Annotated in this window: 21 protein-coding genes; 9 read left to right on the top strand and 12 right to left on the bottom strand. The window is 35.4% G+C overall.

The window, feature by feature from the left end:
- The first annotated feature begins 20 nt into the window (after positions 1-20).
- Positions 21-3,737: a metallophosphoesterase gene (locus H6W53_RS11565; protein ID WP_185206966.1), complete on the top strand. Its 3,717-nt coding sequence runs from the start codon at positions 21-23 to the stop codon at positions 3,735-3,737.
- A 638-nt stretch (positions 3,738-4,375) separates the two neighbouring features.
- On the opposite strand, the gene H6W53_RS11570 is transcribed toward H6W53_RS11565, so the two are convergent.
- The 4 genes from H6W53_RS11570 to H6W53_RS11585 all read right to left on the bottom strand — a co-directional run bounded on the left by H6W53_RS11570 (position 4,376) and on the right by H6W53_RS11585 (position 8,093).
- On the bottom strand, positions 4,376-5,248 hold the full coding sequence (locus H6W53_RS11570; RefSeq protein WP_185206968.1) for a hypothetical protein: 873 nt from the start codon (positions 5,246-5,248) through the stop codon (positions 4,376-4,378).
- A gap of 2 nt (positions 5,249-5,250) precedes the next feature.
- On the bottom strand, positions 5,251-6,330 hold the full coding sequence (locus H6W53_RS11575; protein ID WP_185206970.1) for an FUSC family protein: 1,080 nt from the start codon (positions 6,328-6,330) through the stop codon (positions 5,251-5,253).
- Positions 6,331-7,098 (bottom strand): nucleoside triphosphate pyrophosphohydrolase, encoded by a 768-nt coding sequence (gene mazG, locus H6W53_RS11580; protein WP_116098482.1) that lies wholly within the window; start codon positions 7,096-7,098, stop codon positions 6,331-6,333.
- 461 nt (positions 7,099-7,559) lie between these two features.
- Positions 7,560-8,093, bottom strand: coding sequence for a hypothetical protein (locus tag H6W53_RS11585; RefSeq protein ID WP_185206972.1), 534 nt, complete (start codon positions 8,091-8,093; stop codon positions 7,560-7,562).
- A gap of 816 nt (positions 8,094-8,909) precedes the next feature.
- Here H6W53_RS11585 and H6W53_RS11590 point away from each other — a divergent pair.
- Positions 8,910-9,134 carry a helix-turn-helix domain-containing protein gene (locus H6W53_RS11590; protein ID WP_185206974.1) on the top strand — a complete coding sequence of 75 codons (225 nt, stop codon included), beginning with the start codon at positions 8,910-8,912 and terminating at the stop codon, positions 9,132-9,134.
- Positions 9,135-9,334: 200 nt separating this feature from the next.
- Here H6W53_RS11590 and H6W53_RS11595 read toward each other — a convergent pair whose 3' ends face one another.
- The 4 genes from H6W53_RS11595 to ruvX all read right to left on the bottom strand — a co-directional run bounded on the left by H6W53_RS11595 (position 9,335) and on the right by ruvX (position 14,134).
- Positions 9,335-12,112 carry a COR domain-containing protein gene (locus H6W53_RS11595; RefSeq protein ID WP_076393053.1) on the bottom strand — a complete coding sequence of 926 codons (2,778 nt, stop codon included), beginning with the start codon at positions 12,110-12,112 and terminating at the stop codon, positions 9,335-9,337.
- A 398-nt stretch (positions 12,113-12,510) separates the two neighbouring features.
- A complete protein-coding gene (locus tag H6W53_RS11600; RefSeq protein ID WP_076393145.1) occupies positions 12,511-13,071 on the bottom strand; it encodes a DUF5606 domain-containing protein in 561 nt (186 codons plus the stop codon).
- A 77-nt stretch (positions 13,072-13,148) separates the two neighbouring features.
- Positions 13,149-13,721: a peptide deformylase gene (def, locus tag H6W53_RS11605; RefSeq protein ID WP_087705801.1), complete on the bottom strand. Its 573-nt coding sequence runs from the start codon at positions 13,719-13,721 to the stop codon at positions 13,149-13,151.
- Entirely contained in the window at positions 13,718-14,134 is a 417-nt protein-coding gene (gene ruvX / locus H6W53_RS11610) for a Holliday junction resolvase RuvX (RefSeq protein ID WP_087705799.1), read from the bottom strand. Before ruvX ends, def begins: the two co-directional genes overlap by 4 nt.
- A gap of 114 nt (positions 14,135-14,248) precedes the next feature.
- Between ruvX and H6W53_RS11615 the strand changes: the two genes are divergently transcribed.
- Positions 14,249-14,728, top strand: a complete 480-nt coding sequence (locus H6W53_RS11615; protein WP_087705797.1) for a SixA phosphatase family protein — start codon at positions 14,249-14,251, stop codon at positions 14,726-14,728.
- A gap of 427 nt (positions 14,729-15,155) precedes the next feature.
- Here the strand turns inward: H6W53_RS11615 and H6W53_RS11620 are convergent, their stop codons facing one another.
- Positions 15,156-16,700, bottom strand: coding sequence for a serine hydrolase (locus H6W53_RS11620; RefSeq protein ID WP_185206976.1), 1,545 nt, complete (start codon positions 16,698-16,700; stop codon positions 15,156-15,158).
- 119 nt (positions 16,701-16,819) lie between these two features.
- Here H6W53_RS11620 and H6W53_RS11625 point away from each other — a divergent pair, with 119 nt between their 5' ends.
- From H6W53_RS11625 to H6W53_RS11645, 5 genes are all read left to right on the top strand, one after another.
- Positions 16,820-17,230, top strand: a complete 411-nt coding sequence (locus tag H6W53_RS11625; RefSeq protein WP_185206978.1) for a hypothetical protein — start codon at positions 16,820-16,822, stop codon at positions 17,228-17,230.
- Between the two features lie 34 nt (positions 17,231-17,264).
- A complete protein-coding gene (locus H6W53_RS11630) occupies positions 17,265-17,762 on the top strand; it encodes a metallophosphoesterase family protein (protein ID WP_185206980.1) in 498 nt (165 codons plus the stop codon).
- A 95-nt stretch (positions 17,763-17,857) separates the two neighbouring features.
- Positions 17,858-18,352 carry a Smr/MutS family protein gene (locus tag H6W53_RS11635; RefSeq protein ID WP_076393067.1) on the top strand — a complete coding sequence of 165 codons (495 nt, stop codon included), beginning with the start codon at positions 17,858-17,860 and terminating at the stop codon, positions 18,350-18,352.
- Positions 18,353-18,370: 18 nt separating this feature from the next.
- On the top strand, positions 18,371-19,087 hold the full coding sequence (locus H6W53_RS11640) for a DUF3822 family protein (RefSeq protein WP_185206982.1): 717 nt from the start codon (positions 18,371-18,373) through the stop codon (positions 19,085-19,087).
- A 74-nt stretch (positions 19,088-19,161) separates the two neighbouring features.
- Positions 19,162-19,746 carry an RsmD family RNA methyltransferase gene (locus H6W53_RS11645; RefSeq protein ID WP_087705788.1) on the top strand — a complete coding sequence of 195 codons (585 nt, stop codon included), beginning with the start codon at positions 19,162-19,164 and terminating at the stop codon, positions 19,744-19,746.
- Positions 19,747-19,764: 18 nt separating this feature from the next.
- Here H6W53_RS11645 and H6W53_RS11650 read toward each other — a convergent pair whose 3' ends face one another.
- The gene (locus H6W53_RS11650; protein WP_087705857.1) at positions 19,765-20,112 is read right to left on the bottom strand and encodes a winged helix-turn-helix transcriptional regulator; all 348 of its coding nucleotides are present in this window, start codon (positions 20,110-20,112) and stop codon (positions 19,765-19,767) included.
- Positions 20,113-20,200: 88 nt separating this feature from the next.
- Between H6W53_RS11650 and H6W53_RS11655 the strand changes: the two genes are divergently transcribed.
- Positions 20,201-20,800: a nitroreductase family protein gene (locus tag H6W53_RS11655; protein WP_185206984.1), complete on the top strand. Its 600-nt coding sequence runs from the start codon at positions 20,201-20,203 to the stop codon at positions 20,798-20,800.
- Between the two features lie 209 nt (positions 20,801-21,009).
- Here the strand turns inward: H6W53_RS11655 and murI are convergent, their stop codons facing one another.
- Together murI and hemW are read right to left on the bottom strand one after the other, a co-directional pair.
- Entirely contained in the window at positions 21,010-21,840 is an 831-nt protein-coding gene (murI, locus tag H6W53_RS11660; RefSeq protein WP_185206986.1) for a glutamate racemase, read from the bottom strand.
- Positions 21,841-21,949: 109 nt separating this feature from the next.
- Positions 21,950-23,074 carry a radical SAM family heme chaperone HemW gene (gene hemW / locus H6W53_RS11665; protein ID WP_185206988.1) on the bottom strand — a complete coding sequence of 375 codons (1,125 nt, stop codon included), beginning with the start codon at positions 23,072-23,074 and terminating at the stop codon, positions 21,950-21,952.
- Positions 23,075-23,077 lie beyond the last annotated feature (3 nt).

Genomic DNA, 23,077 nt, shown 5'->3' on the forward strand with positions numbered 1-23,077 from the left:
AATTTTATTATTGTAAATTTATGAATTTATCCTTTAAAACTCATTTAAAAAATACGTCTGTTGTCATCAGAGTAGCATTGTCTGCCGGAGTTCTCTACTCCTGCGCAACATATAACGTAAAAAAGGGTAAAAACTTATCTGAAATTAAAAATTCTGATATACAATCTTCCAACGATTTTAAGATATTTCTCGTAGGCGATGCCGGAAATGCAGACGAAGCACAGGCTCAGAACACCCTGAATCTGTTAAAAAGCCAGCTTGAAAAAGCCGACAGCAATTCGATGCTGATTTTTTTAGGCGACAATATCTATCCTTCCGGAATGCCAAAAGAATCTGATAAAAATTATCCACTGGCAAAACAGAAACTGGAAGATCAATTATCCATTGTAAAAAACTTTAAAGGCAAAACACTCGTTATTCCGGGAAATCATGACTGGTACAACGGATTGGACGGCTTAAAAGCACAGGAAGAACTGGTGAAAAATTATTTAAACGATAAAAAAGCATTCCTTCCTAAAAATTCCTGCCCGATTGATGATATTAATCTTACCAAAGACATTAAACTGATTGTAATCGACACAGAATGGGCTCTGGTCAACTGGAACAATTATCCGGGAATTAATAAAAACTGCGATATTAAAACGCGGGAAGATCTTTTCACAGAGTTTAAAGATTTAATTAATAAAAATCAGGACAAAAGAATTATCGTTGCGCTGCATCATCCGATTATCAGCAGCGGAACTCATGCAGGATATACCTCTGCAAAATCTCACCTTTTTCCGCTGAAAAGTAAAATTCCGGCTCCGGGAGTTGCCAGTCTCATTAATGTGGTAAGAAGTTCATCGGGAGTAAGTCCTGAAGATCTCAACAACCAGCATTATGCAGATTTAGCCAACAGAATAAAAAGCATTGTTCAGGAAAAGGAAAACATTATTTTTGTTTCGGGGCACGATCATAATTTACAGTATCACGAATTCAGAAACATCAGACAGATCGTAAGCGGTGCCGGTTCTAAAGTAGATCCTGCAACAATTGGCGAAAAAACAGATTTTTCTTACGGAGGAAGCGGTTTTGCGGTTTTGAATATCAGAAAAGATAAAAGCTCGGATGTAGAATATTTTTCAACAAAAAACAATGCGCTGGAACAGCTTTCGCACATTCAGGTGATCGATAAGCCGAAAGAATTTGTTAATAATTATCCGAATTCTTTTCCTTCCACAATAACCTCAACCATTTATCCTGAAAAATTAACGAAAAAAAGAAAATTTTATACGTGGCTCTGGGGAGAACATTACCGAAAATATTACGGAATGCCTATTGAAGCTCCGACCGCAAATATTTCAACACTTGACGGTGGTTATACTCCTTTTCGTGAAGGCGGCGGAAACCAGTCTAACAGTTTAAGATTGAAAGCACAGGACGGACAGGAATTTGTGATGAGAGGCGTTAAAAAAAGCGCCGTACGTTTTCTGAACAACATGGCTTTTAAGAAAAGTACATTCGGAAATGAACTGAATAATACCTTTCCTGAAAAATTCCTCTTGGATTTTTATACAACCAATCATCCATTTACACCATTTGCCATCGGAAATATGGCGGATAAGATTGATCTTTTCCACAGCAATCCGCGGTTGTTTTACATTCCTAAGCAAAAAGCTCTGGGAGAATACAATCTGAACTACGGGGACGAATTTTATATGGTGGAAGAACGTTTTTCATCCGATCCTAAAACACTCGCTTCATTAGATAACGCAACGGATATTCTTTCCACAGATGATGTCTTAAAGAATTTCGGTAAAAACTATAAATACTCGGTAGACAAAGAAACCTACATCAGGGCAAGAATTTTTGATATGCTGATCGGTGACTGGGACAGACATTCTGATCAGTGGAAATGGGCGGAATACAAAGAAGGTGATAAGGTAATTTACAAACCGATTGCCAAAGACAGAGATCAGGCTTTCAGTAAATACGACGGTGCTGCTTTTAAAATCATTATGAATATTCCGGCAATCCGCCACATGAAAACCTTTAAAGATGATATTAAAAGTGTAAAATGGCTTGCTATGGAACCTTATCCTCTGGATCTGGTATTCCTGAAAGGTTCTACTCAGGAAGACTGGATTGCACAGGCGAAATACATTCAGGAACATTTATCGGATAAAGATATTGATGAAACATTTGCCAATCTTCCGAAAGAAGTTCAGGATGAAACCATTGCAGATATTCAGCGAAAACTGAAACTGAGAAAGACAAAATTAGCAACCTACGCTTCACAATATTATGAGGTACTGCAGGAAAAAGTTCCTCTTGCCGGAACGGTGAATGCTGATAAATTTGTGATTACAAAAACGGCAAATACTGTTAATGTAAAACAATATAAATTAGACAAAAACAAAGAAAATCCGGAACTGGTTTTCGAAAAAACATATGACGATTCCAAAACAAAGGAACTGTGGATTTACGGACTGGAAGATGATGATATCTACGAAGTTTCCGGAGACGGAAGACCTAAAATGAATATCCGACTGATCGGAGGATATAATCACGATACCTACAATGTTGCCAATGGAAGCAAAGTAAAGATCTACGATTTTAAATCTCAGAAAAATACCTACAATACAAATGGTGCGACGAAAAATATTTCCGACGATTACGACATCAATACCTACAACTATAAACATCCGAAATACAATTTTGTTGCAGGATATCCGAATGCAGATTTCAATCCGGATGACGGAGTGATTCTCGGTGCGTTGGTTAATTACACGGTCAATAATTTCATCCGTTCTCCTTTTACCCAGAAACACAGCCTGAAAGTTAATTATTATACGGCAACAGGCGGTTTTAATGCCTATTATAAGGGGATCTTTAAAAAAGCCATTGGAAGCTGGGATTTTAATCTTGACGCAGGATTCACCACACCGCGCTTCGCCGAAAATTTCTTCGGATTATCCAATGAAAGTTTTTACGATAAGGAAGCAGAAGACAGAAGATTCAACAGGGCAAGAATTTCAAAGATCAATTTTGCACCTTCCGTTTCCAAGAAAAGCTGGACGAATGTTTTCAACCAGTTTCAGTTGACTTTTGAAAATAATAAAGTACAGCGAAACGGTGACCGTTTTGTAGATCTTTCACCCGATGTAAGACCTGAAGTTTTCGATAATCAGCAGTTTGCAGGAGGAAATTACACCTTCAGCTATAAAAATCTGAATAACAATGCTTTCCCGACCATGGGAATGGAATTTAAAGTAAATGCAGACTGGAAAACCAATCTTGCAGATACCAAAAGAAATTTTCTGATCTTGAAAGGAACGCTTTCCATAGATCACAGGTTAGACAGCCGCGGAAATTTTGTTTTTGCCAACTCCAGCAACGGAATGTGGATCAATAATAACAATTTTGATTTTTATCAGGCTGCAGCCATTGGCGGAAACAACGGAATGAGAGCTTTCAGAAACGACCGATTCTCAGGAAAATCCTATTTTACCAATAACTCGGAGATCCGTTGGGATTTCGGAAGGGTAAAAAACAATATTGTTCCGGCAAACATGGGCGTTTTACTGGGATATGATGTCGGAAGAGTGTGGAATGACAATGAAGACTCTAAAAAATGGCATCAGTCTGTAGGCGCCGGATTCTGGCTGAGTATTGTAGAAATGTTCTCCGCAAGACTGAATTATTTCTACGGAAGCGACGGAGGAAGAATTTCCGGAGGTGTGGGAATGACGTTTTAAAATTAAACAATGAATGATAAAAATCCGCAGAAAGTTTCTGCGGATTTTGTTTTATGGTAATCTGAAAAGATGCTTCGACAGGCTCAGCATGACATTGCTAATAATAACTGTTTTTTTATGGCTGTGTCAGACTGAGCCTTTCAAAGTCTTTATGATAAAAACAGACAATTAAAAATATAACTAACTAAATTTGTTTTCATTATTGAAATGCGTTATTGAGATCCTTTCAGGATGACATCATTCTGCATGACATTCCTAATACTAACTGTTGTTTTATGGCTGTGTCAGGCAGAGTCTGTCGAAGTCTTTATGATAAAAACATTATTTAGATCCTTTACAGGATGACAATCATTCAGCATGACATTGCTAATATTAAATGTTATTTTGTAACGGTGTCAGACTGAGCCTGTCGAAGTCTTTTTGATAAAAACATTATTTAGATTCTTTACAGGATGACAATCATTCAGCATGAAATTGCTAATATTAAATGTTATTTTGTAGCGGTATCAGACTGAGCCTGTCGAAGTCTTTTTGATAAAAACAGACAATTAAAATATATTTTTCATTATTGAAATGCTTTGTTGAGAGCCTTTCAGGATGACATCACTCTGCACGAAGTTTTATCCGTCTAAATTCATTTATTTTAAACTAAACTGATACACATTTCCGCCTTCTTTCCCATCCTTTTCATCGGCGATAAGTAAAGTTTTATCATCAGCAAAAAAAATGGCTTCTTTTTGAGAATTGTGGTTGAGTGAAACTTTTTCAATCTTGGTCTTGCTGAAATCATCTGCTGAAAAACCGGTGAGGATCTGGATATTTTTATGGTTCAGGAGAACAATTTCATCTTTCGTGCTGTTAATCGCTGCAGAAGTAATTGCCGCATCGCTGTATCCTCCGTCAAGTTTCAGTTTTCCAATTAGTTTTGCTTCAAAATCTCCTGCTTTGTTAGGAACCTGAAAAACTAAAAAAGTGCCGTCGAAACCTTTGCTTCTGTTTTTGGTGAAAAGGTAGAAATTTCCATTCATCTCTACAAAAGCCTCGCAATCATACAGCCAGTTGGATTTCTTTGGCGGAAATTCCGTCTGTCCTTCATAGTGAAATGTTGTGGTCTGGGTAACTTTTGTGGATTTTTGGGAGGCATCTTTTAAATCAACTTTTAAAATCGATAAATTCTGCCTGTCGTTTTCATTATTTCCAAAGTCGCCGATGTAGATATTTCCGGCTGCATCTTTGGTAATATCTTCCCAGTCGTGATTTTCTGTGTTTTCTACCAGAACATCACTCGTAAGGTTTCCTTTTCGGTCTACTCCGTAAATAACGTTTTTATTTCCCTGATCTTCAATTGCCCAGATGGTATTGCTATCCTGAGACAAAGTAATACCGGAAACTTCCTTTAGTTTTTTAGGCAAAGAAAATTCAACCTTCAGATCATCGGTTTTGGGAGCTTCCTGAGCTTTGGGATTACAGCTCAACAGTAAAAATGATGATAAAACGACGATGCGCAACATATTTATTTTTTTAATTTTTTAAACTGAAAATAACAGAACCTTATATTTTTCTCTAATTTATTAATAATCTGCTGATGATGGAGGAAAAATCCTGCCGCCAAACCAATAAGACTTCCGATAATGGTATCCAATAATCTTGCCTTCATTAAAATTTCCACATCATGATGAATTTCACTTGCCGTTTCCGCCAGAAGAATCGTTAAAGGCGTGATGAAAACCACTGCAAAACCGTAGTTTCTTACAATTAACAATTCAATAATAAACTGTAAAACGGTGATGATAACGATCATGACGATCTTTTCGGGATTAAAAAGCAGAATCACCCATGCCAAACCAATTCCGATAAAAGTTCCCAGAATTCTGTGCATATTTCTCTGTCGGACGTGCTCAAAATTTCTTCCCTGCATAATGGCGACTGCCGCAATGGAAATCCAGTAAGTGTTTTTAAATTCCAGAAGATGACCGATGATTAAAGTTAACGCCATAAAAAACCCGATGATGGTGCTTTCTACAAATTTTGTATATCTTCTTTTGTTGAAACTTCTTCTCGGTATGGTTACCACTTTGCTTTTTTCAATAAAAACGGAGTACAGAAAAGCGAAGGAACAGGAAAGTATCGCTCCCATTGCAACCAACCCTACTCTTGTGGGAATCATTTCCAGATCAAATTTATATGTACTCGCCATTGCTGCAACCATGATGAAGAAAAAATTTCCCGGCGGCGGAATTTTAAAATACGAAGAAATAAAATGCGCCAGAAAAGAAATAACGGCAACAGACAGCGCGGCAAAATAAATATTAAACCCGAAAAAAGAACTTACTGTAAAAGAGAAAACAATTCCGAAAGCACAGATCGCGAGATGAATCATTCTTTGTGTAATCGGCGCCGAAGTAAAATATAAAATCGTTAAAGCGCCTAAACTCGAAAGCGCGCCGTAGTTCGGTTTTCCTAAAAAATATCCGATGAAAAGGCAGCTTCCGATACAAAGCGCGGCAAGAAAAGGAAAATGCCATTTCCTTTCCGTCTGCTTAAACTCCAGGAGATACTGAAATCTGTTCTGCGTCGGGTTCTGTACCTTCATTTACTGTAAACGTTTAGCTTTTTCCCACAATACATCCATTTCTTCCAGAGAAAGATCGGCAAGATTCAGATTCTGTTCCGAAGCTAAAGTTTCCATTTTCTGAAATCTTGAAATGAATTTAAGATTGGTTCTTTCGAGTGCAGAATCGGGATTGATTCCTGAAATTCTGGCATAATTGATTAATGAGAAAAATACATCGCCCAATTCCTGCTCTTTTTTATCCAGATCGGTTTCCGCATGAAACTCCTGAATTTCTTCATCCACTTTTTTCCACGCATCTTCCGCATCATGAAATTCGAAACCGATTCCTTTTACCTTATCCTGAATTCTGTAGGCTTTTACCAGACTCGGCAGACTTTTCGGAACGCCGCCGAGAATAGATTTGTTTCCTTCTTTCAGTTTCAGTTTTTCCCAGTTCTGTTTTACTTCCTCTTCGTCTTTCACTTCCGTGTCTCCGTAAATGTGAGGATGGCGGAAAATTAATTTTTCGTTTAAAGAATTAATGACATCTGCAATATCGAAACTGCCTTTTTCAGAGCCTATTTTGGCATAAAAAACCAGATGAAGCAACACATCTCCCAACTCCTTTTTTATTTCCTGCAGATCATTCTGCAAAATGGCATCCGAAAGTTCGTAGGTTTCTTCCAGCGTTAAATGGCGGAGCGATTCCAGCGTCTGTTTCTGATCCCACGGACATTTTTCGCGCAGATCGTCCATAATGTCTAATAATCTTCCGAAAGCTTCCAGTTTTTCCTGTTTGGTATTCATAATTGAGAATTCAAGTCTTACAAATTTACGGGAAATCTTTGTGAAAGTTCTTTTGTCCTGAAATAAATGAGGGTTGTCGTTGGCTTCGGCTCCGCTCAGCCAACGGTTTTACTCGTTCCGTTTTATTTTTGGTTTCGTTATACAAATATTTCTGGTTGGCTTCGACTCCGCTCAGCCAACGGTTTTGCTCGTTCCTTTGTGATTCTTGGTTTTATTCTACAGACCATTGCAGTTGGCTGAGCGGAGCCGAAGCCAACGGTGTTGCTCGTTCCGTTTTGATTTTGAGTATTATTTTACAAACCATCATAGTTGGCTGAGCGGAGCCGAAGCCAACGGTGTTGCTCGTTCCTTTGTGATTTTGAGTTTTATTCTACAGACCATCATAGTTGGCTGAGCGGAGCCGAAGCCAACATTACAATTCATTACAGTCTGCGGTTGGCTTCGGCTCCGCTCAGCCAACCTTATCCCTTCATCTTTTTATAGCAATTTTCCACAATCAGCGGGGCGGCTTCCAGTAATTTTATGAGCTGGAAGTAGGGAACAATGATCTTCTTTTCCGTGTCACAACTGAAATTTCCTAACGAGAAATAAGCTGTTGCCGACAGAAAATCATCGAAATCCTGCAAAGTGCAGACTTTAAAAGTGTTCTGAAATACGCGCAACGGATTCCGATATTCTTTTTCTGAAAGGCTTATTGCTGCTTTGGGAAAACTGATTTCCGTTGAGTTTTTAAACTTCCCTTTTTTACCTTTTTTCGCGATGTGATGAGCGACGAGAATGAATGACCGTAACGATTGGTACAAATAGAAAATTTCAGCGGGTTCTTTTGCAATTCGGGTGTTTTTCTGTACTGAAGATTGTACCATTTCATTGAGGGTTTCTTTCGTTGCAGCAAGATCATTGAACTGGAAAAAGGTTTCCAGTAAACTTATGGCGGTATGTTTTCTCGTTCCTGACCAGAATTTGGCTTCGAAATCTGTTTTTTTCTTTTTCATAAGTCTGTTTTGGGGTTATCGTTTTTTATGAATTTCAACAGGTTGGTTTTTAATAGGTTGGTTTTTCGCAAAGGCGCAAAGTTGTTTTAAAATAATATGCTTTAAGGCGCAAAGATTTTATCTGCGATAAAATTTATCATCAACATTATAAAAGAAAATCTTTGATTTTCTCCTTGCGTCTTAAAAGAATAGGAATTTTATCAAACCTTGCGCCTTCGCGTTTTCCAACAAGAATATTCTTATTTATAAAAAAGCTTAAACAAGCTCTTTAAAAAATTCTGAAATCTATTTGTTTTGATGACAAAAGTTTGCCAAATGGAACAACAGCGCTTCCCGATCTTTGGCAGAGAAACCTTCTGCATTTTTTAAATTCCTTTCGGGATGAAAATAATTTGGAAAATTAAAAGAAAGCCAGTACTTTTAAGGGTGATTTTTAGCGTACTTCGGCTTTCCTTTAGGCGTAAAGGAATTTCGAAGGGTAAAGGTTTTTGGGTAAAACTATACTCCGGCTTCCTGCGTTTGCGGGCAGTCTCGGTGTAGCGCTGTTGTTGGTTTTGCAGCAGAACTCCGTTTATTCGGGAGGGGCTGAAAACAGCAGGGTTGAGATCTTCTTTTTCATCATCTGTGTATTTTGAAAATTTGTACCTGAAACCTATCCAAAGACCGCATTTTTACCGACGAAAAAGTGCTGAACTTTTTGTTGTCGGCTCGGAATGCGTCTTTTCAATAGGTCTTTCGAGGCTTTTGCTAATTCGCTGATACAAATATAGTAACAATTTTTAATTGTGGCAATAAAACCACAATATTTTTTTTAGTATGGATGATAAATTTTTGAATATATATAAAACAGTAGGTAAAAATTTGAGAGATAAACGAAAAGAAAAAAATTTCTCTCAGCAACAATTGGCAGATTTAGCAGGCAAAATTGATCGATCTAAAATTAGTGACATTGAGAATGGTAAAGAAGATTTTCTATTTTCTACTCTATTAAAAATTTGTACGGCTTTGGATGTTGATATTGAACAACTTTTCAAAAGCTAAAATTCAATATTTCCTCAATCAAAGCATAAGATCAGATTTTATATGTAAAAACTCCTGAGTTTTCAGGAGTTTTTGGTTGGTATATAAAATCGTTTAATATTCAGTTTTAAGCACTTTCCTTTTCTGACATATATTTACAATTTAATTTATTCAGTATCACTTTTTATATGTATCAGATACATATTCTTGCTTAATAATTATTATTTCATATTCAACAATATATGTACAACTTCAACAGTTTCCCCGTTATTATCATGTCTGGAAATACCAACTTTCATATTTGCAAAATTATGCAGTTCATCTCTTACACTAAATCCTGAAATAGGATACTTATCACCGTAATTATCATTGGAATTTAAATTCTTAATGTATTGAGAATAACTAATCCACAAATTATCAAATCTTTCAGCCTCACCAAATACAATTATAAACTTGCGTTGAAGTTCATGTGTATCATATTTTGAAAGTAATTTTATGAGATGTCCTGAAACTACGGTGTTCTTAGGTCCACAACTTTCAAGTCTAAAACATTCAATAATAGTAACAGGAATTCCATTATTCATTCTAATCATTATATCTATTTCGCCTGCATCTTTACCATTGCTAGAAATTCCGGATCTCGTTTGATCGGCAACATTATGTCCTTGTGTTCTCAACAAATCAACTATATCATCATTAATTAAATTTTCAATTTGCTTCTGAAATTTTCTTTCAAGAATTCGTGATCCTACTTCAATAAGATCATTAAGAATCTTATCAAGTGAATACATTGCATTATTTTCTGGTTCTAAATTATCAATTTTATATAAGCCTAGGAGTTTATGTACGTTTACTCCTGTAGCACTTACCTCACATGGTATTGTCTTGAAAATATTTTCCGTTCCTATTTTTCGTACAAAAACATAGTTAAATAAGTGAGGAGTCATTGAATTTATACATTCTGGACAGTTACATGGAATTTTTTCAGGAACGTCAGGATAATTTAAGGATTGATGAATATCATTTAACTCTTTGCGTATGATTTCAAGTAAAAAAGATGCAATATTTCCATGAATCCAAATAAATAGTTTACGAGAATATTGATCCGTAGTTATCAATGCTCTTGTATTTTCTCTTTGAATAATTACTCCATTTTTCCAGAAGGTTTTATCGAAAATCAATTTTCTTGTTCTTACGATAAATCTAGCCATTATTCCTGCAGGCATAAAATCATAATGATACTCAAACCGTAAATTATCATTATAATCCCAATCAAATTCAAGTTTTTCAGGTTTAAGTAACTCTGGGATTAAAAAAACATTTTGTTCAACTTCAAAACACAATTCAAACTTCTTCATTAGCGTAACTATATATGGATGTTTATCACGCGGAAATTCATAAAGAATAGAATCTAACATATCAGGATCAAATTCGCCATTACGAGCTATAACTTCTTTAGAATCAAGTATCTTATATACAGCATTTGTAGCCCATTCTGGTTTCAAGAACAAGATATTTCTCAACAAATTATCATCTTGAAAATGAAGAAAAACCCCAAGATCATGAAAATATTGACTTAAGAAAAGTGCTCTTTGATTAGACAAGCCGTGTTGATTACAAATATTTAAATATTCTTCTGCTGAAATATAATTTGAATCCAAGGATTCCAATATTGTTCTTATTTCTAACCAAACTTTAGGAAGCTTATCTCCAATTAATGGTAGAGAATTGATTTCATTTTCAATTTTTGTTGTTAGCAAATCAATATTTTTCCCACTACTAGCACTAACTTGATGGAACGAAACAATATTTTTAAATTTTGCTTTTAATGACCTTTCATCAATATTAATTATCCTCTCATCTATCTTATTTAATACAATTATAATAGGAGAATTATTACTCAAAAGACGAATAACATTTAGCCAATAATCAAAACTAATCAAATGCTGATCAGTTCTCGCTTCCCAAACTAATAGATAAAGAGATCTATTTGTGAGGAAAAATTGATGTGTTGAATGATAAATTTCCTGACCTCCAAAATCCCATACGTTAACTCTAAAATCAGGTGATGACAGAGTCTTTATTCTCCAGGATTTTATATCAATTCCTTCTGTAGTATTAGTTTCAGGTATTGAATTATGTATTAAACGATTCATTAAGTAAGTTTTTCCAACATTACCTTGTCCAACTATTAATAATTTTGCTTCAAATAATTGTACATTATCACCTAGAGATAAATAATAGTTTATGATTCCTGAAGCTCCTTGAGAGGAAATTTCTATTGGAACTTTACCAATTGGATTACTATCAAAATCCAAAAATTCAAGCGAGGTAAGATTTTCAAACTCCTTCGGCAATGAAGAAATTTTATTTCCGCTTAAGTTCAATCTCTTTAACTTTTTAAGCTTGCCTATGCTAGTTGGCAAATATTTAAGGTCATTAAAACTTAGATCAAGTTCAATTAAATTTTCCAAACAATCAAATGCATCATCCTCTATTGAGCTTATTTTATTCTCGGATAAATCTAACTTTTCTAAAGTATTAATATCACTAATTGCGCTCGGGAACACTTGTAATCTGTTCCCTTTAATACTCAAGTCTTTGCATTTTGGATATTCTACAAAGTCATCAGAGATTGATGTTATTTGATTATAGCTAATATCAACTTTTTCAATATCCATTAAATTTCCAAAATAATGACCACTTATCAAATTTATTTGATTATCTCCTAAGTTCAAATATTTAATATTTTCAAGAGTAAATACAATAGTTGGTAATTCTTTAAGAATATTATTTTTTAAACTTAAATGCTCTAATCTTTTAAATTGAAAAAACCAGTCTGGAATTTCTGGAATTGAATTACCAAATAAATCTAAATACTTTATCTCTGTACATATTTTTAGCTCATTAGGAATTCTCTTTAACCTTCCAGTGGTTAGTTGAACTTTATGTGTATTATATTTTAGATCTTTTAGTTTATTTTTGATATGTGGTTTCATACAAGTTTAGTTAGTATTGCTTAGCAAAGTATTAGTATTTTTAGACAATGAATTAAATAATAAATGAACCTTCTCAAACAATGAAATTGTGCTAACCAAATAAGTCCTTTGAAAATTTATTCCGAAGTTAGTTGTAATCTCAGCCCAACTATCAAAAATCTCCAATTAGCTTTATTTACTCTCAAAAGCTTTGGGCTATTTCATTAAAATTATTTCTTAGTTTTGATAAATTCTATTTATTGCTTAATTCACAAATGTAATAATAAGAAATTATCAACGTTTACGGCAATCCGTATTTATACGGAATTTTTAATAAAATATTCTTCATTACATCACAAACAACAAAAAAACCTCATCATTTCTGATGAGGTTTTATATTTTAAATTCAACTGAGTGAATTATCCTTGCTTTCTGTGGGTGCTTTTAGGAGCAGATTTTGCGGCAGAAGTAGCTTTTACTTTTGGTGCTGCAGGTTTTTCTGCTTTTGGCGCTTTTTTAGGCGCTTCTTTTTCTACGTTTACTTCTTCTGTTGCTGCTTCACCTTCTAAAGTTTCAGGCTCTGCTTTTACGAAGCTTTCCGGCGTAATGTATCCTGCTTTCTGAAGGATGTTGTACCACTGCGCCAGTTTTTTGATGTCTGAAGCGTATACTCTTTCAGTATCGTAGTTCGGAAGAGAAGCCGTCATGAATTCTTTCAGTTCAGCATCTGTTGCTTTATGGTGGATCGCTTCTTTGTAATCGTAGTTTTTAGCAATATTTTCAAAAACTTCGAACAACGGAACTTCTTTATCAAAGGTAAACATCGCGATGTTATCCAACAAACTTACCTGACTGGAGTTTCCAATGCTTACTTTTTTCTTCGTGGTAACGTCTTCAATAATAAATCCGTTTCTTAATTGTGAAACTAATTTGAAAAGTCCTGGTTTTCCTGAAATTGAAATTATTTTTTCTAACAGCATAATTTTATTTTTTGTAAATTCTGCAATCGGCATTCCGCCTTTTGCTATTTAATATTTTTTTTATTTTAATTCAAACTTTATTTTGGAAATCTCATCTTGTAACCGATGCTTACATCACCCTGAGTAATTTTCGACAGTTTTCCTTTTACAAGCTTCTTCTTCAAGGCGCTTAAATGGTCTGTAAACAAAATTCCTTCTATGTGATCGTACTCATGCTGAATTACGCGGGCTCTAATATCGGAAAAAGTTTCTGTATGTTTTACAAAATTTTCGTCATAATATTCGATCACAATGGTTCCTTTTCTTTTTACATCCTCTCTTACATCCGGAATAGAAAGACATCCCTCGTTGAATTTCCACTCTTCTCCGGATTCTTCAAGAATTCTGGCATTAATGAATACTTTCTTGAATTCTGCCAGTTCATCCTTAATATCCTCATAATCTTCATCTTCTGCCAAAGGACTTACGTCGATCACAAAAAGACGGATATCCAGTCCGATCTGTGGAGCAGCCAAACCAATTCCGTTGGCGCTGTACATGGTTTCGAACATGTTGCCTATCAACTCCTGTAGTTCGGGATAATCTTTGTCTATATCCTTCCCTACTTTTCTTAAAACTGGGTCACCAAAGGCTCTTATCGGTAAAATCATCTTGTTCTTTGTTCTAAAAAATTCTGCAATATGATGGTTGCACTTACTTTATCTATTAATCCTTTTTCCTGTCTTTTCTTTTTATTTTTTCCGCTTTGGGAAATAAAAAACGAAGCCATTTTGGAGGTAAATCTCTCGTCGAAGCGGTGTACTTTTATCATCGGAAATTCTTTCTGAAAAACTTCAATGAATTTTAAAATATCTGTTTCCACTTCAGATATATTCCCCTTCAAATCTGTCGGAAGACCGATTACCACTTCATCCACCCGATTTTCACCGAAATATTTCGTCAGAAAATCAATAATTAATGAAGTCTGCACCGTCTCCAGACCGCTCGCAATAATCTGCATATCATCCGTCGCAGCAATGCCGCAACGAGCTTTTCCGTAGTCTATTGCAAGGATTTGTCCCATAGGTTTGCAAATTTAGTAAATTTTAATGATTTTATTCCAAACACAGTTTTTTTTATAAATCAATGTTTTAATCCGCTAATTTTTTTATAATTTTAGTTATTCAAAAACAAAATTATGAAGAAACTCATCCTCGTAAGACATGCGAAAAGCGACTGGCCGGAAGAAACGGAAGACTTTGACAGACCTTTGGCAGACAAGGGTTTAGAAGAAGCAATGCATATGTCCCGATTCATGAAAAACAATAACGTAGCGATCGATTACTTTGTATCGAGCCCCGCAGTACGCGCACTGAATACGTGCAAAATTTTCAACCAGGCCTACCAGATCAGCATTAATACGAATGAGAAACTTTATAATCCTTCCGAAAGCAATTTCGAATCTGTAATCTACGATCTGGACGACAGCCACGAATCGGTCGCCTTCTTCTCTCACAACAACGGAATTTCCAATTTTGCGAATTCCATTTCCGAAGATATTTTCCACTTCCCAACCTGCGGGGTTGCCGGTTTCGAGATCGACTGCAATTCGTGGTCGGAATTCGACGGAGCCAAAAAGAAACTGCTGTTTTTCTACGATCCGGGCAAGATTAAATAAATAGTCTGAAAAAATTCCCCTCCTCTGGAGGGGTGGCGAAAATTCGAAAGAATTTTTGACGGGGTGGTTTTAGAATGTAGATAAGTGAATTTGTGAATGGTGAATGGTTAATGGTGAATTTCCCAAATTAACTAATGTCAGATTTAACCACAAAAGTCGCAAAAGATTTTAAAGCGTTTATTAGAATATGTAAAGTCCTCAAAAGAATAAAAATCAAAGATTTTTAAAAACTAATGTGTTCTGAAATATTCGCAAAGCTTGATTAATTCTATGTGACTTATGTGTTAAAAAACTTTCTTAACCTTTATAAAAAAACCTAAATAAACTTAATCAATAATTTTGGCTAAAGTCTTTTACTACCCTCTAAAACAAAAAGACGGGCAAAAGCCCGTCCCTATTGATAATCATATTGAATGATTTTCCTGAATTATTTTCTTCTCAGATCCAGATCATCAAAATCAAAACTGAAATCTGTAACGTCTGAGATTGGTTTTAATCTTGCAGATTGTGCTTTCCCAGTTTCATCATAATCAAAAATAATATACGCATCGGCATCGTAGCTTCTGTCATCCCATTTAATGATGAAAGAATTGTTGGAATACGGAAGCAGTTCCCCTTTTAAACGTGGAGAACTTTTGCATGAGATTCTGTATGTACTTCCCTGCTGCGCAATTTCCACATCACCAAACCATTGATCGTTGTACATTCCTACAAACTGCTCCGGTTTTGGCTGTAAATTTTTATCTTTTTTAAATGTTTCAGATTTTGCAAAAGCTTCTTTTTTCTGCTTATCAAAACTTTCTTCCATTTTTTTCATCCGGTCGCCGTAGGTTTTCAGCCAGTTGCGGTCTGCAATTCCCAGATAAGAATCTTTCACGGTATTGGTAATCGTGTTGAAAGCCGCTCCCGACTGCTGATTCGTTAAGACAACAATTCCCAGTTTCATATCCGGAATCAGCGTAAACTGCGTTACCGTTCCGATCAGTCCTCCTGTATGCTGAACTTGTTTATGACCTTTCACATCGCTTAAAAACCAGCCCATTCCGTATCCGTAGAAACTGGTATCATAAGGATTTTTTGCCGCCACTCCGCTCGGAATCTGTAAACTCCACAACTGCTGAACATTTTTATCTGAAACTAATTTTTTACCGTCTTTCGTTGTGAAATTATTCAACAGGAATTCTGCCCAGGTTGTCATGTCTTTAATATTACTCATAATTCCTCCGGCTGCGTTAGCTGTCTCGTTCCAGTCGTGAGGAACGGCAATAGCTTTTCCGTCTACCGGTGCATGAGCGTCAATTTTGTTGGCAACAGCTTTGGCTCTATTGTAGCTTCCGAAACTTGAAGTCATTCCTACAGGCTTCATAATGCGCTGCTCGATAAATTCTGCCCAACTTAATCCCGAAACTCTGTGGATTACTTCTCCGGCTACGATAAACATGATGTTATTGTAGTCTAAAGTTGTTCTGAAAGGATTTTCAGGCTTTAAATATCTTACGTTGTGGACGATATCGTTTACCGTTAGATTTCCGCCTTCCGGAAAGAACATCAGATCTCCCTGTCCCAAACCTAATCCAGCTCTGTGTGTTACCAGATCTTTAATGGTAACATTCTGCGAAACATACGGATCGTACATCTGAAATTCCGGAATGTATTTTGAAACTCTATCGTCCCAGTTCAGTTTTCCTTCGTCTGCTAAAATGGCAAGTGCTGTACAAGTAAAACCTTTGGAATTGGAGGCGATTCCGACCAATGTAGTATCGTCCATCGGTTGTTTGGAAGTTAAAGAACGTACCCCAAAACCTTTGGAATAAATTACCTTTCCGTCTTTGATGACACCAACCGACATTCCCGGAACATCGAAAGTTTTTAACGTATTCTGGACTAATTCATCCAGTTTTTTCTCTTCAACCTGCGCATTCGCAATCCCAACCGATAAAAGAAGAAGGAAAAAAGAAAGTTTCTGCTTCATTTTTAATTTTTTTCAAATGTAGTAAATAAAGCGGTTTAAACTCTTTTCAAATTTAAATGTAAAGATTCATCAATTCAAAAAAGATTCATTATTTTCGGTTAAAATACTTTTTTATTGTGATGAAAACTTCAGTTTATATTTTCCTACTAGCATTACTTCCTTTTAATTTGATTAAAAGTCAAAATACGGTCGATAATCCATACTTATTTCAAACATGGAAATTTAAGAATACGGAACACCTAAATGCTGTTTATGAAAAAAGCAAATATTCTGATAAGAACACATTAAACTTTAGACTTAGTAAAGATGGAAAAGTTATTGCCAACTGGGTTGAAAATATTTGTTATTCAGGAGATAAAAAACCGAAGTTTAAATTTAAAAAGATAAAAGGAAGTTGGGAAAAGATTTCAGACTCTGTCATTCATATCAATTTCACCACAAATGTAAGTTTAAAAGGAAACTATATCATTTCAAATCTCACAGAAGAACAGTTAACATTAAAGATGTTTGTAAATCTTAAGAAAAAATAATTTCAAATCTTATCTTTGCAGAGAATTTTAAATAATGACGAAAATCCTACTCCTTTCCGACTCTCATTCATATATCGACGACCGTATTTTAGAATATGCAGGTCAGGCGGATGAAATCTGGCATGGCGGAGATTTCGGAAGTATGGATGTAATTGAGCAGCTTGAAAAGATAAAACCACTCAAAGGGGTTTACGGAAATATCGACAACGCAAAAATCCGTTCTGAATTTCCGGAAGTGAGTCGTTTTATGTGCGAAAATGTAGAAGTTTTGATGATTCACATCGGCGGTTATCCGGGAAAATATACGCCTTTGGCAAAACAGGAGATTGCTGAAAAAGCTCCGAAGCTGTTTATTTCGGGACATTCACACATTTTGAAGGCAATGTTTGACGAGAAAAACAATCTTCTCCACCTGAATCCCGGAGCGTGCGGAAAACAGGGATGGCATAAAATGCGGACAATGATGCGTTTTGTAATCGATGATACGGAAATAAAGGATTTGGAGGTTATTGAATTGGGACCTAAATTTTAAATACAAGTTTCACAAATTTCATCACCAATATCACGATTTAAGAATGTAGAAATTTGTGAAATTATTTGTGTCTGTTGTGTTTTATAAAAAAATTTATGAAAATAGGCGATAAAGTTTCTGTAGTAGATGAAGATTTGAGCGGGGTGGTTACTTCCGTGAAGGGAAATATCGTGGTTTTTAAAGATGAATACGGTTTTACGCATCAATATCCGAAGGAGAAACTGGTTCCGAAAATTTCGGATTTTTATGAAAATACTCCTATCATAAAAAAAGCGGAGCCGAAAAAGGTAATTTCCAAAGCACATCAGAAAAATCATTTGGTTCTTGATCTGCATTTTCATAATTTAGTTAAAAATCCAAATGATTACACCAGTTTTGAAAGACTTTTCATCCAGAAGGAAAGATTGGTGGAAACCATCAACTTTTGCAGAAAACACAATCTGAAAAGGCTGGAAATCGTACACGGAATCGGAGACGGAGTTTTGCAGAAAATGGTATTCGATACATTGGAAAGCCAGACGAATGTGGATTTTTATAATAAGGAAATACTTCATCATCAATCGGGTGCGGTAATGGTAGAATTTCACTAAATTTGCAGGAATCAAATTATGAATATACTTAATTTACTTTTTACCAAAGACGGATTAATCTACCAGATTGCTAAAAATAAGAGCATTGTGGAAGAGAAATCGTATTTCGTGGATGAAGAATCTCCGGAAAACTTTATTTCGGATACGCTGGATAAAGTGCTTCTTCTGCAGAGATTTGATGAGATCCATGTGATTTCCGCGCTCAATCATTTCACACTGATGCCGGAAGGTTTTTCGGAACATGAAGCCGGATTTGATCTTATCGCTTTTAACGCTCCTGTGGATAAAGAGAAAGAAGAACTGATGCTTTCGATTAATGAAAAGTTTAAAATTCAGTTTTATTATACATTCCCAAAGCATTTTTACAAAAAGATTAAAGAACTCGCGCTGCCTGTTCAGTTTAATTTTTCCGGTGAAAAGTTTTTAAATTCCATAAATAATAAAAACAGCAAAGAAATTCACATCAATCTGTATCATAACCAATGTGAGTTTTTCGCGATAGACAACAAAAAAATTATTTTATACAACAATCTGGACGTTAATTCTGAAGTGGATTTTCTTTATTTCGTGATGTTTACATTAAGCAAAATCGGTTTCGGAATCAATGAAACCAATTTCTACGCGTACGGAGAAACTACTGAGAATGAAACCTTTATTTCAGAGCTTCAGAAATTCGTAAAGAATCTGAAAATTGTATTTGATAATATTCCTTCTAAAAATTTTATATTAAACTAGGTCGCAGGTAACAGATGATAGGTCTTAGTTCCTCAACCTGCAACCTATTACCTACAATCTAACAACTAAAAAAAATGTACAGAATCATATCCGGCAAATGGAAAGCCAAAAAAATCGCCGCTCCGAAGAATTTTGATGTAAGACCGACTACGGATTTTGCCAAAGAAGCACTTTTCAGTATTCTGGAAAACACCTACGATATGCAGTCGGTTTCCGTACTGGATCTTTTTGCGGGAATCGGTTCTATTTCGTTTGAATTTGCATCAAGAGGATGTCAGGATATCACTTCCGTAGAAATGAATCCGAAACATACGTCTTTTCTTAATTCTACCGCTTCTGAACTTGGATTCAGTCTGCAGGTAAATGTTCAGCGGGGCGATGTTTTCGACTGGCTGAAGAAATTCAGAAACAAAAAATCTTTTGAAATTGTTTTCTCCGATGCTCCTTTCGAAATGGAAGAAAAAAAGTATCAGGAAATTATTTCTTTGGTTTTAAACAATAAATACCTGAAGGAAAACGGAATTCTAGTGATAGAACACCAAAGCCGAATGAAATTTGATCATCCGAATTTAATCGATACCCGAAAATACGGAAATGTAAGTTTCAGTTTTTTTGAACCGAATAAGGAAGAAACTACAGAAATACAGAATCAGGAATAATTTTCCTGATTTTTTGTTTTAAACAATTTTTACTTTTTCAGAAGAAACAACCGCACTTTCACCCCATTTTGCAATTTCTTTTAAAAGAGGAAGCAATGTTTTTCCGAAATCCGTTAAGGTATATTCTACCATTAAAGGCGGCTTTTCTGTGTACACCTTTCTGTCGATAATATGATCTTCTTCAAGCTGTTTCAACTGTAAACTTAACGTTCTTTCTGTAATTGTGGGAATTAATTTTCTTAGCTCGTTGTATCTTTTTGCTCCATCAATCAGATAAAACAAAATCACGGCTTTCCATTTTCCGCCGATAAATCTCATGGTAACCGTTGTACAGCACGGATATTCTTTATTATCTATGGAATACATTTTTTTCATACTATCATTTTAGACCGTTATTGCAAATATATCAAACGTACATTAATTTTGCAACTATAAAAAATATAGTATAAAAATTATGAGCTTTTTAGAAAAAATGAAATCGAGATATACCGTAAAAAAGTATAATCCTCAAGGTACAATAAGTGAAGAGCAGATTCAGCAGCTTAAAGAAATTCTGCATTTAAGTCCATCTTCCATTAACAGTCAGCCATGGAATTTTGTGTTTGTATCGGAACCGGAAACAAAAATACAGCTTGCCGAAGCCTCTTATTTTAACAAAGAAAAAGTATTGGACGGAAGTCATCTTATCGTTTTTCAGGCACTTAAAAATCCTGAAGATTTTGAAAAGCAGATTGAAGAAAATCTTCCGGAAGGTTCGGTAACTTATTATAAAACTTTTGTAAAACCGAAAGGAGAAGCGGAGATCAGATCGTGGCTGAAACATCAGGTCTATCTTTCATTGGGCGTTTTGCTTTCTGCGTGCGCAGATATGGAAATAGATTCTACTCCGATGGAAGGAATTGAAACTGAAAAATATGATGCGATTTTAAAGAACGAAAAGTACGAAAGTGTTTTTGCAGTAGTTATTGGAGTAAAGTCTGAAGAAGATAAAAATCAGCCGGTTCATACCCCGAAAAGAAGACTGGAAAGACAGCACGTAATTTTGGAAATTTAATTTATTTAGATGCAAAGATTAATATAATCCCCGAAATTATTTAAGAGAGCAAAGAGTGGCGACAAAGTCGCTTATGAAGTATGCTTTATAAAATCAATTTTCAATTGATTAATTCTTAGCTCACTAAAAATAAACTTTGAAAAATAAATCTTTGCGTTAAAGAATCTTCTATAGAAAAAGCTGTTTCAAATTGAGACAGCTTTTGTTTTTTATAATACTTTTAATTCCAAATCGATGGTTTTCCCGAAGAATTTCTTCGATATTTTTTCGAAATTTTTCGTTAAATCCGAAAGATAGAAATGGTAATTCGGTTTCGGATTCTGCTCATTCAGCAGATGATACTTATCCAGAATGATTTTTAAATGATTGGCGACGATATTCGGAGAATCAATTACGCGGACACGGTTTCCGTAATATTGCTTGATTTCATCAATCAATAACGGATAATGTGTACAACCCAGAATTAAGGTCTCAATATTCTTTAATTTACTGTTGCTTAAGTAATTGTAGATAATCGCATGAGTAATCGGATGATTTTTAAAACCTTCCTCAATGGCAGGAACCAATAAAGGCGTCGCCAGTTCATCCACCTTGATCCATTTATTATGCTTTCTGATGCTTTTTTTATACAACCCTGAATTCACCGTCGCTTTCGTTGCAATGACGCCCACATTATTATGAATTTCATAGGAAACTTTTTCTGCAACCGGATTAATTACGTCAATCACAGGAACTTTTCCCGCAACAGACTGCATCACTTCATTCAGCGCATTTGCCGTTGCCGTATTGCAGGCAATAACAATCGCTTTACAGTTTTGCTCCAACAGAAAATTGGTGATCTTTGTAGAATATTCGATAATCGCCTCCTTCGATTTTTCACCATACGGAAGATGTTTGGTGTCACCAAAATAGATCAGATCTTCGTTCGGAAGAAGTCTTTTTATTTCTTTGGCAACTGTAAGTCCGCCCACTCCGCTATCGAAAATTCCGATAGGCTGGTTTGGGGAAAGATGCGAATAATCCTGCTTTTTAGTTTTCAAAATTGAGCTGAAATTTTATACAAAAATAGTGAAATTGTTGGATGCAGAAGATGGATGTTACAAGTTTTTCACAAACCGTTCTTCCGACTCCCGACTTTAGATTTCCATCTTAGACGATGAACAGATCCGAAGCAATTCCATCTGCCATAAACCAGTGTTTTTCCGGAATTTTCAGGTGGTTATTTTCTGTTACCAGAATTCCTTCTTCAAGCTTTGGTTTGATTTCATTCTGAAAATGTTCTAAAATACTGTCATTAAATTTTTCTTTTAAGCTTCCCAGATCAACGCCCCATATTGTTCGTAAGCCAATCATGATCATTTCATTAAACTGATCGTTTTGCGAGAGAAATTCTTCTTCTTTAGCCAAAAGATCTGAGTTTAATTTTTTGATATACTGCTGATTGTTCGCGACATTCCAGCTTCTGACATCAAATCCGTTGTAAGAATGTGCAGAAGGACCAATTCCCAGATATTCTTTATATTTCCAATAGGAAGAATTGTGTCTGGAATAAAAACCCGGTTTCGCAAAATTGGAAACTTCATAATGCTCAAAACCATTATCTTTCAGAAAATCCGATAAGTAGTAAAATTCTCTGTTCTGTTCTTCTTCCTTCGGGCTTTTTACTTTTCCTTTTGAGATCCAGTTTTCTAAAGCGGTTTTCGGCTCAACCGTTAAAGCGTAGGAAGAAATGTGCGGAACTTCAAGCGCAATGGTTTTATTTAAATTCTCTTTCCATATTTCCAGATTGGAAGTTGGCGAACCATAAATTAAATCAATGCTTAGATTTTCAAAACCAAAATCCTGCGCTCTTTTGATGGAATCTTCGGCTTCGTTTGCAGTGTGTGCCCGATTCATTAATTTCAGATCTTCTTCAAAAAAACTTTGGGTCCCGATTGATAATCTGTTTATCGGAGATTCCGACAGTCCTTTCAGGAAGTTTTTATCCAAATCATCGGGATTCGCTTCTAAAGTAATTTCGATATCCTTTTCAAAAGTAAAATGTTTTAATACCTCATCAATTAAAGATTTGATTTCATCCGACGAAAGAATGGAAGGTGTTCCGCCACCAAAATAGAGTGACTGTAAGTTTTTGTTTTGCAATTCATTTTTTCGGAGAAAGATTTCTTTCTTCATCGCAGCCAGCATTTCATCCTTAAAATTTAAAGATGTTGAAAAGTGGAAGTTGCAGTAGCTGCACTTTTGCCTGCAAAACGGAATGTGAATGTAAATCATAAA

Source organism: Chryseobacterium sp. C3 (genome assembly GCF_014218905.1).
GTDB classification, from domain to species: Bacteria; Bacteroidota; Bacteroidia; order Flavobacteriales; family Weeksellaceae; genus Chryseobacterium; species Chryseobacterium mucoviscidosis.

Bases quoted from the DNA above. Each gene is read 5' to 3' on its own strand.
- H6W53_RS11570 (WP_185206968.1), bottom strand. From the start codon at position 5,248: ATGTTGCGCATCGTCGTTTTATCATCATTTTTACTGTTGAGCTGTAAT.
- hemW (WP_185206988.1), bottom strand. From the start codon at position 23,074: ATGATTTACATTCACATTCCGTTTTGCAGGCAAAAGTGCAGCTACTGC.
- H6W53_RS11625 (WP_185206978.1), top strand. From the start codon at position 16,820: ATGAAAACTTCAGTTTATATTTTCCTACTAGCATTACTTCCTTTTAAT.
- H6W53_RS11590 (WP_185206974.1), top strand. From the start codon at position 8,910: ATGGATGATAAATTTTTGAATATATATAAAACAGTAGGTAAAAATTTG.
- H6W53_RS11640 (WP_185206982.1), top strand. From the start codon at position 18,371: ATGAATATACTTAATTTACTTTTTACCAAAGACGGATTAATCTACCAG.
- H6W53_RS11620 (WP_185206976.1), bottom strand. From the start codon at position 16,700: ATGAAGCAGAAACTTTCTTTTTTCCTTCTTCTTTTATCGGTTGGGATT.
- ruvX (WP_087705799.1), bottom strand. From the start codon at position 14,134: ATGGGACAAATCCTTGCAATAGACTACGGAAAAGCTCGTTGCGGCATT.
- def (WP_087705801.1), bottom strand. From the start codon at position 13,721: ATGATTTTACCGATAAGAGCCTTTGGTGACCCAGTTTTAAGAAAAGTA.
- H6W53_RS11650 (WP_087705857.1), bottom strand. From the start codon at position 20,112: ATGTATTCCATAGATAATAAAGAATATCCGTGCTGTACAACGGTTACC.
- H6W53_RS11575 (WP_185206970.1), bottom strand. From the start codon at position 6,330: ATGAAGGTACAGAACCCGACGCAGAACAGATTTCAGTATCTCCTGGAG.
- H6W53_RS11615 (WP_087705797.1), top strand. From the start codon at position 14,249: ATGAAGAAACTCATCCTCGTAAGACATGCGAAAAGCGACTGGCCGGAA.
- H6W53_RS11585 (WP_185206972.1), bottom strand. From the start codon at position 8,093: ATGAAAAAGAAAAAAACAGATTTCGAAGCCAAATTCTGGTCAGGAACG.
- mazG (WP_116098482.1), bottom strand. From the start codon at position 7,098: ATGAATACCAAACAGGAAAAACTGGAAGCTTTCGGAAGATTATTAGAC.
- H6W53_RS11600 (WP_076393145.1), bottom strand. From the start codon at position 13,071: ATGCTGTTAGAAAAAATAATTTCAATTTCAGGAAAACCAGGACTTTTC.
- H6W53_RS11595 (WP_076393053.1), bottom strand. From the start codon at position 12,112: ATGAAACCACATATCAAAAATAAACTAAAAGATCTAAAATATAATACA.
- H6W53_RS11630 (WP_185206980.1), top strand. From the start codon at position 17,265: ATGACGAAAATCCTACTCCTTTCCGACTCTCATTCATATATCGACGAC.
- H6W53_RS11635 (WP_076393067.1), top strand. From the start codon at position 17,858: ATGAAAATAGGCGATAAAGTTTCTGTAGTAGATGAAGATTTGAGCGGG.
- H6W53_RS11645 (WP_087705788.1), top strand. From the start codon at position 19,162: ATGTACAGAATCATATCCGGCAAATGGAAAGCCAAAAAAATCGCCGCT.
- H6W53_RS11565 (WP_185206966.1), top strand. From the start codon at position 21: ATGAATTTATCCTTTAAAACTCATTTAAAAAATACGTCTGTTGTCATC.
- H6W53_RS11655 (WP_185206984.1), top strand. From the start codon at position 20,201: ATGAGCTTTTTAGAAAAAATGAAATCGAGATATACCGTAAAAAAGTAT.